The 15,004-nt window shown below is 70.4% G+C and carries 18 protein-coding genes; 10 read left to right on the forward strand and 8 right to left on the reverse strand.

Annotated elements, in window-relative coordinates; translation table 11 throughout:
* Positions 1–17: 17 nt before the first annotated feature.
* From E1202_RS03435 to E1202_RS03445, 3 genes are read right to left on the reverse strand one after another with little or no spacing between them, the layout of a single operon-like run.
* Positions 18–512, reverse strand: coding sequence for a DUF1059 domain-containing protein (locus tag E1202_RS03435; RefSeq protein WP_132680897.1), 495 nt, complete (start codon positions 510–512; stop codon positions 18–20).
* Positions 513–525: 13 nt separating this feature from the next.
* Positions 526–1,008: a class I SAM-dependent methyltransferase gene (locus E1202_RS03440; protein ID WP_165943723.1), complete on the reverse strand. Its 483-nt coding sequence runs from the start codon at positions 1,006–1,008 to the stop codon at positions 526–528.
* Positions 947–1,993 carry a DMT family transporter gene (locus E1202_RS03445; RefSeq protein WP_132680901.1) on the reverse strand — a complete coding sequence of 349 codons (1,047 nt, stop codon included), beginning with the start codon at positions 1,991–1,993 and terminating at the stop codon, positions 947–949. The genes E1202_RS03440 and E1202_RS03445 overlap by 62 nt, the downstream gene beginning before the upstream one ends.
* 65 nt (positions 1,994–2,058) lie before the next feature.
* Between E1202_RS03445 and E1202_RS03450 the strand changes: the two genes are divergently transcribed.
* The gene (locus E1202_RS03450; protein WP_132680903.1) at positions 2,059–2,634 is read left to right on the forward strand and encodes a TetR/AcrR family transcriptional regulator; all 576 of its coding nucleotides are present in this window, start codon (positions 2,059–2,061) and stop codon (positions 2,632–2,634) included.
* Between the two features lie 66 nt (positions 2,635–2,700).
* Here E1202_RS03450 and E1202_RS03455 read toward each other — a convergent pair whose 3' ends face one another.
* Positions 2,701–3,189 (reverse strand): YbaK/EbsC family protein, encoded by a 489-nt coding sequence (locus E1202_RS03455; protein WP_132680905.1) that lies wholly within the window; start codon positions 3,187–3,189, stop codon positions 2,701–2,703.
* A gap of 245 nt (positions 3,190–3,434) precedes the next feature.
* Between E1202_RS03455 and E1202_RS03460 the strand changes: the two genes are divergently transcribed.
* A complete protein-coding gene (locus E1202_RS03460; protein WP_132680907.1) occupies positions 3,435–4,238 on the forward strand; it encodes a thioesterase family protein in 804 nt (267 codons plus the stop codon).
* Positions 4,239–4,434: 196 nt separating this feature from the next.
* Positions 4,435–5,181 carry a D-Ala-D-Ala carboxypeptidase family metallohydrolase gene (locus E1202_RS03465; protein WP_132680909.1) on the forward strand — a complete coding sequence of 249 codons (747 nt, stop codon included), beginning with the start codon at positions 4,435–4,437 and terminating at the stop codon, positions 5,179–5,181.
* A gap of 601 nt (positions 5,182–5,782) precedes the next feature.
* Here the strand turns inward: E1202_RS03465 and E1202_RS03470 are convergent.
* Both E1202_RS03470 and E1202_RS31235 read right to left on the reverse strand, forming a co-directional pair.
* On the reverse strand, positions 5,783–5,998 hold the full coding sequence (locus E1202_RS03470) for a hypothetical protein (protein ID WP_132626080.1): 216 nt from the start codon (positions 5,996–5,998) through the stop codon (positions 5,783–5,785).
* Positions 5,999–6,009: 11 nt separating this feature from the next.
* Positions 6,010–6,186, reverse strand: coding sequence for a hypothetical protein (locus E1202_RS31235; RefSeq protein WP_165943724.1), 177 nt, complete (start codon positions 6,184–6,186; stop codon positions 6,010–6,012).
* Between the two features lie 105 nt (positions 6,187–6,291).
* Between E1202_RS31235 and E1202_RS03475 the strand changes: the two genes are divergently transcribed.
* The 3 genes from E1202_RS03475 to mshB all read left to right on the forward strand — a co-directional run bounded on the left by E1202_RS03475 (position 6,292) and on the right by mshB (position 8,971).
* On the forward strand, positions 6,292–7,023 hold the full coding sequence (locus E1202_RS03475) for a Clp protease N-terminal domain-containing protein (protein WP_132680911.1): 732 nt from the start codon (positions 6,292–6,294) through the stop codon (positions 7,021–7,023).
* 64 nt (positions 7,024–7,087) lie between these two features.
* On the forward strand, positions 7,088–8,050 hold the full coding sequence (locus E1202_RS03480; protein ID WP_132680913.1) for a DUF3048 domain-containing protein: 963 nt from the start codon (positions 7,088–7,090) through the stop codon (positions 8,048–8,050).
* A gap of 78 nt (positions 8,051–8,128) precedes the next feature.
* On the forward strand, positions 8,129–8,971 hold the full coding sequence (gene mshB / locus E1202_RS03485) for an N-acetyl-1-D-myo-inositol-2-amino-2-deoxy-alpha-D-glucopyranoside deacetylase (RefSeq protein WP_132681034.1): 843 nt from the start codon (positions 8,129–8,131) through the stop codon (positions 8,969–8,971).
* Positions 8,972–9,152: 181 nt separating this feature from the next.
* Here the strand turns inward: mshB and E1202_RS03490 are convergent, their stop codons facing one another.
* Positions 9,153–9,866, reverse strand: coding sequence for a maleylpyruvate isomerase family mycothiol-dependent enzyme (locus E1202_RS03490; protein ID WP_235877625.1), 714 nt, complete (start codon positions 9,864–9,866; stop codon positions 9,153–9,155).
* A 203-nt stretch (positions 9,867–10,069) separates the two neighbouring features.
* Between E1202_RS03490 and E1202_RS03495 the strand changes: the two genes are divergently transcribed.
* The 3 genes from E1202_RS03495 to E1202_RS03505 all read left to right on the forward strand — a co-directional run bounded on the left by E1202_RS03495 (position 10,070) and on the right by E1202_RS03505 (position 13,828).
* Positions 10,070–11,641, forward strand: a complete 1,572-nt coding sequence (locus tag E1202_RS03495) for an alpha/beta hydrolase (protein WP_235877627.1) — start codon at positions 10,070–10,072, stop codon at positions 11,639–11,641.
* A gap of 482 nt (positions 11,642–12,123) precedes the next feature.
* Positions 12,124–12,705: a TMEM165/GDT1 family protein gene (locus E1202_RS03500; RefSeq protein ID WP_132680916.1), complete on the forward strand. Its 582-nt coding sequence runs from the start codon at positions 12,124–12,126 to the stop codon at positions 12,703–12,705.
* 76 nt (positions 12,706–12,781) lie between these two features.
* On the forward strand, positions 12,782–13,828 hold the full coding sequence (locus tag E1202_RS03505; RefSeq protein WP_132680918.1) for a saccharopine dehydrogenase family protein: 1,047 nt from the start codon (positions 12,782–12,784) through the stop codon (positions 13,826–13,828).
* 12 nt (positions 13,829–13,840) lie between these two features.
* Here the strand turns inward: E1202_RS03505 and E1202_RS03510 are convergent, their stop codons facing one another.
* Positions 13,841–14,392, reverse strand: coding sequence for a VOC family protein (locus tag E1202_RS03510; RefSeq protein WP_132680920.1), 552 nt, complete (start codon positions 14,390–14,392; stop codon positions 13,841–13,843).
* An 83-nt stretch (positions 14,393–14,475) separates the two neighbouring features.
* On the opposite strand from E1202_RS03510, the gene E1202_RS03515 reads away from it, so the two are divergent.
* On the forward strand, positions 14,476–14,961 hold the full coding sequence (locus tag E1202_RS03515; RefSeq protein WP_132680922.1) for a GNAT family N-acetyltransferase: 486 nt from the start codon (positions 14,476–14,478) through the stop codon (positions 14,959–14,961).
* Positions 14,962–15,004 lie beyond the last annotated feature (43 nt).

Here is a 15,004-nt window from a genome sequence, read left to right on the forward strand (position 1 = left end):
GGCGCGTTCGGTCTTGGTCAGAGCGCCTCGGCGCGGACGACGTCGAGGTTGTGGAACGTCGGTTCGCCCTCGCAGAGGTTGCGCATGCGCTCAGAGAGCTCCTCGGTCTCGGGCAGGTGCGAATTGCGGATCGCCTCGTCGTAGGAGGGGAATTCGACCAGCTCGTAGTACAGGTCCGGTTGTTCGTGGTCCTCGGCGAGCACCGCTCGGGTCGCCGTGCGCTTGCCGCCGGTGCGGACTTCCCACTCGTCGAGCAGCCGGCTCAACTCCTCGCGCCGACGGGTCTTGAACTCGATCAGCTGGACGAACTGCATCCCGCCCCGGGCGGACCGGTCCTCGGTCTCGATCATGCCGCGCACCTGCTCGCGCAGCTCCGTGGTGTCCTCGTGACCGTGCGCGGACACCGCGTGCTCGACGGCCGCGCGCACCACCTCGTCCTCCTCGCCGATGATGGTGAGCGAGCAGTTGATGTCACTGGGCGTCTTGCGGCAGTCCGCTACTTTCCTCGTCATCGTGGTTCCCTCCTCATGTCGCTCCGCGCAGCCAAGCGATTTCGCGGACGTACTGCGGAGCCGGGTGCGTCGCGACGCCCTGCACCAGCGGCGGTGTCGAACGGGGCCAGGACCAGTCGACGTCGTGCGTGATGAGCCCTCCGTGCCGGAGGTGCATCAGGGCGTCGACGCCGAGCCGCGTGGTGGGGGCGGTGTCCAGGAACAGCAGTTGCCCGGTTCGGCGGAGCACCCTGGCGATCTCCTGCGCCGCGAGGGCCGGGTGCTCCGCGCGGGTCAGCGCGAATCGGCAGACCACGACGTCGAAGGCCCTGTCCGGGAACGGGAGGTCTTCCGGTGCGGCGTCGACCTTCTCCGCTTGCAGCGGGAGATCCGCCTCCGAGAGCTCGCCCGCTCCGACGAGCGCCAGGTGGCAGAGGTGCGCGTAGGAGGGCAGGTCATCGGTGCGGCTCGCTCCGATGTCGAGGACCCGGCCCGACGCCCGTCGTCCGGCCGACATCCGGAACCGCTCCCACGGCCCGGACACCCGCTCGCTCGACACCGCGCTCGGCAGGAGTTCCGTCATGGACGAAGCATGTGTCCGCCTCCACCGAGCGACCAGAGGCTTTGGTCCGGCCCGGCGCGCCGGGATCATCGTTCCGGCGGAGGGCGAGGACCCCGATCAGGGCCAGGAGGAAACCGGGGATCGTGGTGAGCTGGAAGGGCTGATCGAGGGCGAGCGCGCTCCAGGTCGCGGCGACCGCCGGGGTCAGGAACAGCAGCGCGCTGACGGCGAGCGACCCCGAGCGGTCCAGGACCAGCAGGTAGCAGCCGTAGCCGCCGACGAAGGGGAGCAGGACCAGGAAGGCGACGGCGGTCCAGAACTCGGGTGTGGCGGGCGGGACGAATCCGCCGCCCGCGGCGGCGACGAGGCCGAAGCCCGCCAAAGCGGCGGCGGACTGCACGGTCAGCGAGTCGAGCAGGTCGTAGCCGCCGGGACGGGCTCGGCGGTCTCCGAGCAGCGTCGCGGCCGTGAGCGCGACCATGCCGGTGACGACCGCGAGAACGCCGAGCGCGCCCCCACCCGCGCCGATGTCGGCCACGACCACCAGAGCGACACCGCTGACCCCTGCGGCGAGGCCGAGAAGCCTTCGCGCGCCGAGGGATTCGTGCGCGGCTCTGCTGGTGATCACCGCGACCAGCACCGGTTGCAGCGAGGCGATCAGCGCGCTGGCGCCGGCCGGAACGCCGAGCGACGCGCCGTGGAAGACGCCGGAGAGGTAGACGGCCTGGCCGAACACCCCGAGCACGATCTCGCGGACCAGGAACGCGCGGCCGTACCGGCGGCGTCTCGCCACCGCGATGACCAGCAAGATCGCGGCCGTCACCGCGTAGCGCCAGAACAGGCTGGTGTTGGCGGAAGCGCCGGTGTCGGCCGCCATCCCCGCGCCGACGAAACCGGAACTCCAGAAGACGACGAAGGCGATCGGAAGCAGTGCTCGCATGTCGCCAAGTAACCATACCGGTCGGTATACTCGCAGTGTCCTGTTCTCAGACGCCGGGAGTGACGATGGCGAGGACTGCGAATCCGGACACGCCCGCGGGGAGGAAGATCCTCGAAGTCGCCGGGGTGCTGTTCTACGAGCGAGGCATCGGCGCGGTCGGGGTCGACCTGATCGCCGAGGAGGCGGGCACCACCAAGAAGACCCTCTACGACCGCTTCGGTTCGAAGGACGCCCTGGTCGCGGCCTACCTCAAGCGTCGCGAGCAGCGCTGGGAGGAGTTCCTCGACGAGTGGATGCGCGCCCACCGCCCCGAGTCGGGGCTCGACCGGGTGCTGGCCGTGCTCGACGCCGAGGAGGCGTGGTGGGCGGGCAGCAGGCGGGGCTGCGCGTTCGTCAACGCCCACGCCGAGCTCGGCGAGAGCGACCACCCCGGTCGCGACGTGCTGCGCGAGGGCAAGCGCCGCGCCCGCGCGAAGTTCGTCGCCCTGCTCGCCGAATCCGGGGTTCCCGACGCGGAAACCGTCGGTGCCCGGGTCCACACGGTCTACGAGGGGGCCATGGTCAACCTCACCGTCGGCGGCATGACCGACGCCTTCGACGAGGCCAGGGAAACCATCCGCGTCCTGGTGGCGGAGGGGTGAGTCCACGACCACCGCTTGGCGAGCATCCCGGAGACCCGGTGGATCGATCGCCCGCCGCTGACCTGCTCAATCGGTCGCGACCTGAACCTTCTCGCCGCCGGTGAGCATCATGAGCTGGCTGAGGTCGAGCGGGACCACGGTGTGCGGCGTGCCGGCGGCGGCCCAGATCGTCGCGTAGTCGCTGAGCGCCTCGTCGATGACCGTGCGCACGGGGGACGGGTGCCCCACCGGCGCCACCCCGCCGATGGCTTGGCCGGTCACGGCCCGGACCTGCTTCGCGGAGGCCATCCGGATCTCGCCGGCGCCGACGTTCTCGGCGAGGAGGTCGGTGTCGACCCGGTGGCGCCCGCTGGTCATCACGAGCAGCGGCTGCTCGTCGGCGAGGAAGAGGAGGCTGCTGGCGATCGCGCCGACCTCGCATCCGAGCGCGGCGGCGGCCTCGGCGGCGGTGCGCGCGGAGTCGGGCAGTTCGCGCACCTGAGCGGCCACCCCCGCGTCGGACAGCTGCTGCTGCACGATGCGGCTCCGCTCGGGCAGGTGCTGGTCATCGGTCATCCGCGACGACTCCTCTCGGCGTCAGGTCGTGCTGCTGACTCCCTCGGACGGGCCCGTCGGTGCAGCGAAACGTTCACCCCTGATGCAGCGAAAGGTACATCTGGATGTACGGAACGCTGTGTTGAGGTCGTAGGTTTCGCGGCACCTGGTAGCCCGTCGTGATTCCGGTCCTGTTTGGGTCTTGCGGGTGCGGTCGGCCCATATCCTGGGGCGGCACATTCCGCTGAACGGGGGAGCGCAGTTCGTTGGTCGAGACGGTTGGGGACAGGTCCGGGTACTTCGAGCGCACCGGGGAGGGCCGGTACAAGCCGACCGCGCACGTGGGCGGGGCTTGGCGGACCGATGAGCAGCACTTCAGCCCCCTCGGCGGGCTCATCGTGCACGCCATCGAGCAGGCCCGGGCCGCTGAGGGGCGTCCGGAGCTGCTGATGAGCCGGATCAGCTTCGACATCCTCGGCAAGATCGCGCTGGAGGAGTTCGACGTCCGCGTCGAGACCGTCCGGCCCGGCAAGACCATCGAGCTCACCGAGGCCACCGTGGTCATCGGCGGGCGGGCCGTCGTGCGGGCCCGCGCCTGGCTGCTGGCGGCCGTGGACACCGACGTCGTCGCCGGTGGCGGGCCGGACGCGCTGACCCCGCCGGAGCAGTTGGAGCCGTGGGCGATGGATTCGGTGTGGTCCGGCGGTTTCATCGAGTCGCTGCACACCCGCGTCGTCGGTCGGCCGGAGCCCGGCCGCACCACCGCGTGGGTGTCCACCGCACACGACCTCGTCGAGGGCGAGGAGGCCAGCCCGCTGGCCTCGTTCGTCGCGCTGATCGACACCGCCAACGGCATCGCCGTGCGCCAGGAACCCACCAAGTGGATGTTCCCCAACGTCGACCTCACCATCCACCTCCACCGCCAGCCCGAGGGCGGCTGGACCGGTCTCGACACCCGGGTCACCTTCGGCTCCAGCGGTCAAGGTCTGACCAGCACCGATCTGCACGACGTCAACGGCCCGGTGGGTCACGCGGAGCAGATCCTCACCGTGCGTCCCCTGACGACCTGAAGCGGCGCCCCGCGCTAGGGGTTGCTGCGGGGTGGGGTGTGGGCCGCCGGTGCCGCGGCGGGTCGGCCGTCTGGACGGCGGGATTCGACCGGAGCGTGGCTTCTGTGGTGAATTCCTGACAGAACGGCGAGTTCGCAGGTCTCGTCCGGGAGTATCCGCAGCTGCAGATGATCCTTTGCAGCGAGAGGTGTCCCGCATGAAGACCCGATTAGCCGGTGTGACCGCCGCCCTCGTGGCCGGTGCCGTCGCATCCTTCGTCGCGCCAGTGGCGGTCTCGTCCCCGGCCGCTCCCGCGCCGACCGCCGACGGCTGCTACTCCTGGAGCAAGACGCTCAGCGAGGGCGCCTCCGGTGACGACGTGCGCAACCTGCAGATCAGGGTGGCCGGTTACCCCGGCAGCGGCGGAAACCTCGCCATCGACGGCGTTTTCGGCCCCGGCACCCAGGATGCCGTCGTCCGGTTCCAGCAGGCCTACGGCCTGCCCGCGGACGGCGTCGCCGGCGAGTCGACCTTCGCCAAGATCTACGAGCTGCAGGACGACGACTGCTCGCCGGTCAACTTCGACTACTCCGAGCTCAACACCTGCAACTCCGACTGGTCCGGCGGCAAGCTCTCGGCCGACGAGGCCAAGGCCAACGCGCTGGTGACCATGTGGAAGCTGCAGGCCATGCGGCACGCGATGGGTGACGCGGCGATCCAGGTGAACGGCGGTTTCCGCAGCGTCTCCTGCAACGACTCCGTCGGCGGCGCCCCGAACAGCCGCCACCTCTACGGCGACGCCGCCGACCTCGGCGCCGGGTCGCAGGGCTTCTGCGCGCTGGCGCTGCAGGCCCGCGACCACGGCTTCGGGGAGATCCTCGGACCGGGCTACCCCGGCCACGACGACCACGTGCACGTCGCCGGTGGGGCCGACACCTGGTCCGCGCCGGACTGCGGTCTCTGACAAGCGCTTTCGCGCTGCGGGCGCCCGGGTTCGCCGGGTGCCCGCGCTGCATCGGCAGGCCAACGACAGGTGTTCGCCCGGTGACGGCGAGGTGTTGCGCGGGTGCGGCGGGCATGACGTGTGACGCGACTATCCGCGGTCACCGCTAACAACTCCGCGTCATGTCCGACACAATGGTTGAAGCTTCCGCGGTGTCGTTGGGAGCGTTCCGCGGGAAGCCGGCCACCCGGACAGGTGCGCAACGCCGCTCTCGCCGTCACCACGAACTGCCGACCGCGGTTCGCCGCGCCCGAGAAGCGGCGGACCCGTGCACGACCCTGCCTTCCCCGACCTCCGCTCCTCGTTGTGCGCCGCGGGCGTGGGGAGCGGAGACGCGGGCCGCACCACTGCGCGGCCCGCCCTGACCGGGCGCGGACCGAACCCCCAGTCGGACCCCCGGTCAGCGGAAGCGAGGCGGGCCCCCGTTCCCCGGGGTCCCGGCTCGTGAATCCCCCAGTGGGGATTGAGCGGGCCGGACGGAGTGATTCCCCCCACCTCCGATCCGGCCCGTTCACCTTCTGCGCTGAAACGCGCGGCGCCTTCCCGGAAGGGGAGCGGATTCTCAGGCGGGGGGTTCGATGCCTCGGATGTAGCCCTTGCCCGTGCACTGGGGGCAGGTGCGCCACTCGGCCATGGTCATGCCGGTCTGCATTTCCTCGGTCGCCTGGATCATGTAGAGGCGCGGATCGCTGATCTTCTTGAGGCCGCCGCAGGTGAAGCACAGGGCGTTGGGCCCGTTGGCCTCGATACCGGCGTCGTCGCCACCCTCGTCCGACATGGGGTTGATCCTCACACGGGCGGCCCGCCGCCTCGCTGTCGGCCCGGGGTTTCCCGGCAGTAGGGGCAGCGTCCCAAGGCCATCACCGTGGACACCTCGCCGGTGTCGAGCGCCAGGAACCGCCGGGCCACCTTGATGTTGCCCGTGCCGCTGCATCCTCGGCATTCCGAGTCCTCTTCCTCGGACATCCGCGCTCACCTCCGTCGTTCCGACGCTACCGCCGGGCGCTCCACCCCGTCGATTTCGTCAACCGACAGTTGACGAGCCGCCGAACGTCAACCTATGGTTGACGCATGACGGACACGCAGCAGATCCCGGGAACCATCCGGCTGGACGACCTCATCGAGGGGATCAAGAAGGCCAACGACGACGCGCTCTCCCAACTGGAAGGGGCGGTGATCGTCGCGGACCACCTCGGTGAGCTCGCCGACCACCTCATCGGTCACTTCGTCGACCAGGCCCGCCGGTCCGGCGCGTCCTGGACCGACATCGGGCACAGCATGGGGGTGTCGAAGCAAGCCGCGCAGAAGCGCTTCGTGGCCAAGGGCTCTGACGACCCGGGCCTCGATTCCGGCGCCGGTTTCAGCAGGTTCACGCCACGCGCGCGCAACGTCGTCGTGCTCTCGCAGGAAGCCGCGCGCGAGGCCCGAAACGACGAGATCCGGGTGGAGCACCTGGTCCTCGGCCTGATCGGCGAGCCGGAAGCCGTGGCGGCCAAGGTGATCCAGTCTCAGGGCGTCGACCTCGACGCCGTCCGCGGGGCCGCCACCGCCGCGCTTCCCGGTGGCGTCGAGACGCCGCCCGCGCTGATCCCCTTCGACGCCTCCGCGAAGAAGGTCCTGGAGCTGACCCTCCGCGAGGCCCTGCGGCTCGGCCACAACTACGTCGGCACCGAGCACATCCTGCTCGCGCTGCTGGAGCACGAGGACGGCGACGGTCTCCTGTCCGGCTTCGGCGTCGACAAGCGGACGTCGGAATCCCGGATCACCGCCATGATCGAGGAGATCGTGCGCCGGCAGCCCTGAAGCTGGGCCGTTCGGCCGCTTGTTCTCCTCCGCAGGCCGGGTGAGGCTACGCGGTGGAGGGGCGATGTGGGTTTTGCGCGTGATCGGCACCCTGGTGTCGACAGGTCTGCTGGTCGTCGCGGGACTGGCGTTGCAGCCGACCGAGACCGTGTCCTTGCCGGTCATCGACCCGGTGCCGCAACCCGCACCTGAACCGCCGCCGCCACCGCCACCGCCGCCCGGACCTCCGGTGCTCGCGGTCAAGATCGACAACGCCCCGCAGGCCCGCCCGCACACCGGAACCGGTGCCGCGGACGTGATCTACGTCGAGCCGGTCGAGGCCGGGATCAGCCGCTTGATCGGCGTCTTCGCCTCGCGCACGCCGCCCGTGGTCGGCCCGGTGCGGAGCGCGCGGCAGACCGATCTGCGCCTGCTTCCCCAGTTCGGCCGACCCACGCTCGCCTTCTCCGGCGCCGCGCCGGAACTCCTGCCCGAGATCGGGCGTTCCTCGGTCAACAACGCCTCGCAGCAGACGATTCCCGGTGCGTTCTACCGGGGTTCGGGCGCGGCTCCGCACAACCTGTTCGCCCGGACCGACCGGCTGCCGCCCGGTGCCGGTTGGTCACCGGCCTCACCGCTGGTCTTCGGGCCCGCCCCGGCAGCCGGCGGGGTGCCCACCGGGCACGAGGAGATCGCCTATCGCTTCGCGCGCGTCGGGTTCGACTGGGACGGCGCGCGCTGGCTGGTGTCGATGGACGGGCGGCCCTACGTCACCACCGACAGCGGCCGCGGTGCCGCGAGCACCGTTGTGCTGCAAGAAGTCCCGGTGTTCAGCTCGCCGTTCCAGGACGTGTCGGGCAACGTCTCGCCGTTCGCCGAGACGGTCGGCAGTGGGCGAGCCGTGGTGCTGCGCGACGGGCTGAAGTTCAACGCGCACTGGAACCGACCGGCGCCGGAAGCGGGCACGTCGTTGACCACCGAGGCGGGCGAACCGATGCGGTTCGCACCCGGCCAGGTGTGGGTCGTGCTCGTGCCGAAGGCGCCGTGAGCGCGCGACGAACGCCACATCGCCCGCCCCTGTCGGTGTCAGTCGCTACTCTCGGATTACATGAGCGATCGCCGTTTGCTGCTGGTTCACGCCCATCCCGATGACGAGGCCACCGGGACCGGCGCCACCATGGCCCGCTACAGCGCCGAAGGCGCCACCGTCAGCCTCGTGACCTGCACCAGCGGAGAACTGGGCGAGGTCATCGATGACGACCTCGCCCACCTGCGCGACAACCCCCAGGCGCTCGGGGAGTACCGGCGCGGCGAGATCGAGCGCGCCCTGGTCGAGCTCGGCGACATCCGCCAGCACTGGCTGGGCGGCCCCGGCCGGTTCCACGACAGCGGCATGGCAGGGGAGGAGTCCAACAACGCCGAGGGCGCCTTCGCCACCGCCGACCCGGCGGAGGTGACCCGCGCCATGGTGGCGGTCCTGCGCGCCGAGCGCCCGCAGGTGGCCGTCACCTACGACCAGAACGGCGGCTACGGCCACCCCGACCACATCGCCGCCCACAAGGCGCTCATGGGCGCCCTCGGCCCCGCCGCCGACCCGGACTACGAACCGGATCTCGGCGAGGCGTGGGACGTTCCCAAGGTGTACTGGACGGCGATGCCGCGCTCGCTGCTCAAGCGCGCGGTCGACGAGGGCCTGCTGTCCGAGGAGGCGGTCGCCGCCTTCGAGCCGAGCACCGTCCCCGATGAAGACCTGACCACGCAGATCGACGGTCGCGAGTTCCACGCCAACAAGCTCGCGGCCCTGCGCACCTACCGCAGCCAGGTCAACATCGACGACGACGGCTTCTTCGCGAAGATGGTCAACGACCCCGAATTCGGCCGCGAGCACTTCGTCCTGGTCCGAGGCGAGCGGGGACCGGGCGAAGGTCCTTTCGACTGGGAGACCGATCTGTTCTCCGGCCTGGACTGAGAGCTGCCGAGGAAGTGCTTCGCGGGTGGTGCGGGTACCTGAGCGCCTCCGCGGACTTCGTGCGCCGCTCCGTGATCATGTCGTACGCGGCGTCACGGCGTAACCGCCACGAAGGCGCTGAAGAACCCGCGGCAGCCCCAGTGCCTTGGGGATGCGGCTCCGCCGCATCCCCGGACTGCTCCTAACCGGCGGCGAGCCGGGATCGGTCGGCGGGGGCGGGGTGCGGTGGCCACGGGCCGAGGTCGGGCAGGTCGCCGGTGGGCAGTCGCTGGCCGGGCCGCCCGGCCAGCCACGCCGCCAAATCCTGCGCCCTGCCGGTGATCTCGGTGTCGGTCACCGCGCTGATCTCACCGGCGGCGGACCAGCGGCGCGGTCCGTCGGTCTGTCGCAGCGCGACACCGGTCGGCAGGCGGGGGAGCAGGAATTCGATGACGTGGTGGCAGAACTCCTCGGTCCACTCCTGCGCTCCGACGCCCAGGTCCAGGTCCACCAGGTGGATCCACACCTCGCGCCAGCGCATGAGCACGATCTCGGACAGCTCGCCGTTGCGGAAGCGCACCGGGCGCTCCCAGTCGGCGGGGGAGGCGTGCGACCAGACGGCTTCGAGCACGCCGATGTGGCGGTTCAGGCCGTCGTGGTGGGAGAAGGCGTTCCCGCCCGACAGCCCTTCGATGATGGCGTCGCGCTCGGCCTGCCCGCCTTCGTAGGCGTCGACGAGTTCGCCGTTCAGCGCCAGCGAGCAGACCCGCGCGAAGGCCCGGGCGTTGTCGGTCAGATGTGCCAGCACGTGCCCGCGGGACCAGCCCGGCAGGAGTGAGGGGGCGGCCACCTGCTCATCGGTGAGCATGGCGGTGAGGCCGAGCAGCCGCCGGTGGCCCTCTGCAACAGCTTTCAACGGAGGCATCACGCGGCGTGATCCTAGGGGCGGATCGGGGATTTGAAACCACCTCGGCTCGATCGGTACCCGAAAGAGGCTACTGGGGCGGTTATCAAACCGTGTTGTCGCGAAACGGGATTCGTGCGTTCTGCGGTGTCGAAGATCCTCTTCGGATTGTTTGATCTGCGAAAGATCAGCCAACCGAGAAGAGGAGGGTGCGCGTGGCGAAGCGACGCGTGCGATTACGCAGAACGCTGGCCGTCGCGGCGAGCGCGCTGGTCACGGGGACCGCCGTGGTCGCGGGTACGTCGGTGGCGCAGGCGTCGCCGGTGTCCTGGGGACCGTGCGATCGGGCCGCGCTCGAAGAAGTTCCGATCACCGAACGGCATCTGTTCAGCTGCGCGGAGTACCCGGTTCCGGTCGACCACGCCGATCCGGGCAGGGGAGCGGTCGACATCGCGATGATGCGCCGGGCCGCGACCGAGCAAAAGGGACGAATCGGCTCGTTGTTCCTCAACCCCGGTGGCCCCGGCGGTGCCGGGTTCGCCATGCCGGTCGGCGCCGTGGACCGCTTCGACCCCGCCGTGCTGAAGCGCTTCGACATCATCGGGTTCGACCCGCGCGGCGTCGACCGCAGCACCCGGATGCGCTGCTTCAGCAACGCCGAGCAGGCGGAGAAGGTGCTGGGCCGCATGTCGTCGGTGCCGGTCACCGGCGAGCAGATCAGCAGCACCATGGACGCCTACGGCGACTACGGCGACGCCTGCGCGAAGAACGCGGGCGAGTTGCAGCGGCACATGAGCACCGCCGACGTCGCCCGCGACCTGGACCTGATGCGCGCCGGAGTCGGCGACGAGCAGCTCAACTTCGTCGGCTTCTCCTACGGAACGCTGCTCGGTGCGACCTACGTCGCCACGTTCCCGGAGCGCAGCCGCGCGATCGTGCTCGACGGCAACGTCGATCCGGCGCTGCGCACCGCTGACGGCGTGCAGTACGACCGGGAGCGGGCCGGCGGTTTCGAGCTCGCGCTGGACGGTTTCCTCCAGCGCTGCGCCGCCGAGGCGAGCAAGTGCGCGTTCGGCGAAGGCGACGTGCGGGCGAAGTTCGACGAGATCCGCGACGTCCTGCGGCGGGGTCCGATCACCATGCCCGACGACTCGAAGATCACCCTGGACCAGTTCACCGACGGCGTCAGCAGCGCGCTGTACGACCCGGAGCAGTTCCGGCAGCTGGCGAGCGATCTGCAGGCCCTGCACCTGCAGCTGCACCCCGAGGCCGGGCTGATCCCCGACCTGCTGCGGGTGCTGCACCTGCCCTCCGGCAAGCACCGCTTCGACGGCGGCGACGCCGCGGAGTCCTACGTCGACGACTCGTACTTCGCGGTCAACTGCACCGACAAGCCGATCCCGAAGACGCCGGAGCGGGTTCCGGCCATCGCCGCGCAGTGGGAGGCCGAGTCGCCGACCTTCGGCCGCACCCAGGCGTTCAGCGATCTCGCCGGCTGCTCGCAGTGGCCGCCGACCAGCCCCGACGTGCACCGCGGCCCGTGGGAGAACCGGGCGGCCAACCCGGTGCTGCTGTTCGGCAACTTCTACGACCCGGCGACCCGGTACGAGTTCTCCCGGCGGATGGAGGGGGAACTGGGCAACGCGCGCCTGGTCAGCGTCGACGCCTTCGGGCACTGCATCCTCGGTGACAGCTCCTGCGCCGACAGCCGTGCCGCCGACTACCTGATCGACCTGCGCATCCCGCAGCCGGGCGAGGTCTGCCAACCGGACGAGCAGCCGTTCTGACCTCCGGGTCCTGGCAAGAACCAGGCGAGGCCGTCGCTCCGAGGAGAAGGAGCGACGGCCTCGCGTTGGTAGGGGTCGATGCGCCGGTCGCCTCTCGGCGATAGGCGCGACGCGGCTCCAGCCGGACGGTATTCCGCGAAGGCGGTTGATGAGGCCCGGGGACACGGAACGCATCGACCAACGGGTTCAACGGACCGCGCCGCGGTGTTGTTCCGGGCCCCAGCGGTGACCCCGCTCTCATCGCTCCGGCGCATTCGACTTTGCGGAACGCCGAAAAGCGCGTTTGGCGAAATGGAAATGGAAATTCCTCCGCGCCCCGCGCTTTTACGATTCCGATGTTGCCGGTAAGGTCATCTTCAATTGAAGGGGAGTAGTCCGCGAATTCGCGGTCGACATGATGGTGCGCCGTTCTCGCACCCGGTCGCGAGCCTTGCGTTCGAGGTGGGCGAGACCTTCGGAATTGCTGGAAGGTGTGTCTCACCATGCTCGGTAGTGTTGCCTTGAGCTCCGCTGCCATTTTCGTGGCAGAACTCGGAGACAAGTCGCAATTGATGGCGATGACGTTCGCCACCCGCTATCGGTGGTGGCAGGTGCTGCTCGGCATCACCGTGGCCACCACTGCCGTCCACGCCATTTCGGTGGCGCTCGGATTCGGTCTCGGTGAACTGCTGCCGACCGAGTGGATCGCGCTGATCGCCGGAATCGCCTTCCTGTTCTTCGCGGCCTGGACGCTGCGCGGCGATCACCTCACCGAGGACGACGAGCGCAGGGCCAACCGCCGGTTCGGCTCCGCGGTGATGGTGGTGACGCTGGCGTTCTTCCTCGCCGAGCTCGGCGACAAGACGATGCTCGCCACCGTGACCCTCGCCACCCACCACGACTGGCTCGGCACCTGGATCGGCTCGACGATCGGGATGGTGCTGGCCGACGCGCTGGCGATCGGCGTCGGGCTGCTGCTCGGGCGCCACCTGCCGGAGAAGGCCGTCCGCTACGGCGCCACCGCCCTGTTCGTCCTCTTCGGCGGCTGGCTGATCATCGACTCCCTCATCGCGCTGAACGGGTGATCGGGGATACGCCGGGCAACCCGTGACCACGCGCGGCGGTGTTCGTTAGCGGGGTGAGCACGGCGAGAGGACCGCGATGACCTGGATGATCTACGGTGCGAACGGCTTCACCGGACGGCTGGTGGCCGATCTGGCCGTCGAGCGCGGCGAACGCCCGGTGGTCGCCGGCCGCGACCCGGGCAAGGTGGCCGCGTTCGCCGCTCCGCGCGGACTGGAATCGCGGATCTTCGACCTCTCCGAACCGGCCCGGGTGGCCGAGATGCTGCACGACATCGACGTCGTCGCGCACTGCGCCGGGCCGTTCTCGGCGACCTCGGCGCCGATGGTCGAGGCGTGCCTGCGGTCGGGCACCCACTACCTGGACATCACCGGGGAGATCGACGTCTTCGAGTCGATCTTCGCCCGCGACGCCGAGGCCCGCGAGGCCGGTGTGGTGCTGCTGCCCGGCGCCGGGTTCGACGTGGTGCCCACCGACTGCCTCGCCGCCATGGTCTCCGCCGAGCTCCCCGGCGCCACCAGCCTCGACCTGGCCTTCCAGGCGGGCGGGCGGATCAGCCCCGGCACGCTCAAGAGCGCGCTGGAAGGTGCCGCTCTCGGCGGACGCGTCCGGGTCGACGGCGCACTGCGCACCGTTCCGATGGCGTGGCGACGCCGCGAGGTGGCGTTCCCGTCCGGACCGCGCCAGGTGACCTCGCTGCCCTGGGGAGACGTGGCGACCGCCTACCGCAGCACCGGCATCGGCACGATCACGACGTTCGCGCGGCTGCCGATCCCCGACCTCGGCGACGGGCTCGGGAAGGTCGGGCAGCAGGTGCTCGGATCGTCCCCGGTCCAGCGGGCGGGCAAGGCGGCGATCGGTGCCTTCGTCAAGGGGCCGGGGAAGGGGACCCGCTCGCACAGCTGGGTCGAGGTCTACGCCGAAGCCACCGACGACGCCGGCCGCTCGGTGTCGGCCGCGCTGATCGGGCCGGACACCTACGACATGACCGCCGACTCGGTGCTCCGCGCGGTCAACGCGCTCGCGGCCGACTCCCCGAGCCCGGGAGCGCACACCCCTTCGACCGCCTTCGGCAGGGACTTCATCCGCCGCCTGCACGGCGTCAAGATCATCGAACCCGCCTGAGGCGCGTCTCGCTCAGTGCGAGAGCGGTCTGAGCATGCCCGGGTGGGGCTCCTCGTTGTGCAGGAACTCCAGGTAGGGGCCCTCACCGGTGGGTGGGCGCAGGGAGGCGAACTCGCCGTGCTCGGCGACGATGTCGTAGTCGAGCTCCTCGGCCCACGCCCTGGCCTGCTCGCGGGGGTCGGTGGTCTCCACGACCACCGCCGCCAGCGGGCCGGTGTAGGCGTAGACCTTGCGCGGCTCCAGGACGCACAGCTCGTTGCCCTCCACGTCGGCCATCACCACCCACGGGACCTCGGTGCTCTGCCCGATGTCGGCGAACCGCGCTCCGTGGTTGAACAGGCGTTCCACGAGGTGGGTCTGGTCGCCGTGCGACTCACTGCGCAGGTCCAGGTGCACGTCGTTCTGCCTGGTCTTGGGCTCGGAGGCGGGGACGAACCGCAGCGGCACGCCAGGCCCGTCGGGCCGCACCTCCGCCTCGCCGACCACGGTCCAGCCGAGCACCTCGGCCCACCAGCGCGCCAGCCACTCCGGCTCCTGCGCGGCGAACTCCACCACCAACGGCATACCGGGAAACTACCTGAAACGGACGCCGAAGCCGGGCTGGAAAACGGTTGGCACCCGAGCGGTCGATCGTCGAGGCTGGACGCATGGAGATCAGGGAGGCCGCAGCAGCGGATTGGGATGCGATCTGGCCGTTCATGCGCAAGATCGTGCTCGCGGGGGAGACGTTCTCGTGGGAGCGGGACCTCGACGAGCAGCGGGCCCGGGAGCGGTGGTTCCCGGCCCCGCCGTGGCGAACCGTGGTGGCCGTCGAGGACGGCCGGGTGCTGGGAACGGCGATCTGCGGTCCGAACCGCGAGGGTCCGGGCGCGCACGTGGCGACCGCGAGCTTCATGGTCGACCCGGACACCGGCGGACGCGGTGTCGGCCGCGCCCTGGGGCGTCACGTGCTGGAGCGGGCCGAGGCGGACGGGTTCCGGGCGATGCAGTTCAACGCCGTTGTCGAGACCAACACCCGCGCCGTCGAGCTGTGGAAGTCCCTCGGCATGGAGATCGCCACGACCCTGCCCGAGGCCTTCCACCACCCGACCCGCGGCTACGTAGGCCTCCACGTCATGTACCGGCGCTTCTGACCCCGAACGGGATTTCGAGTTTCGCGCGAAGTTCGAGTCGGCC

Origin of the sequence: Saccharopolyspora karakumensis (assembly GCF_004349225.1) — a bacterium.
Lineage (GTDB): Bacteria > Actinomycetota > Actinomycetes > Mycobacteriales > Pseudonocardiaceae > Saccharopolyspora > Saccharopolyspora endophytica.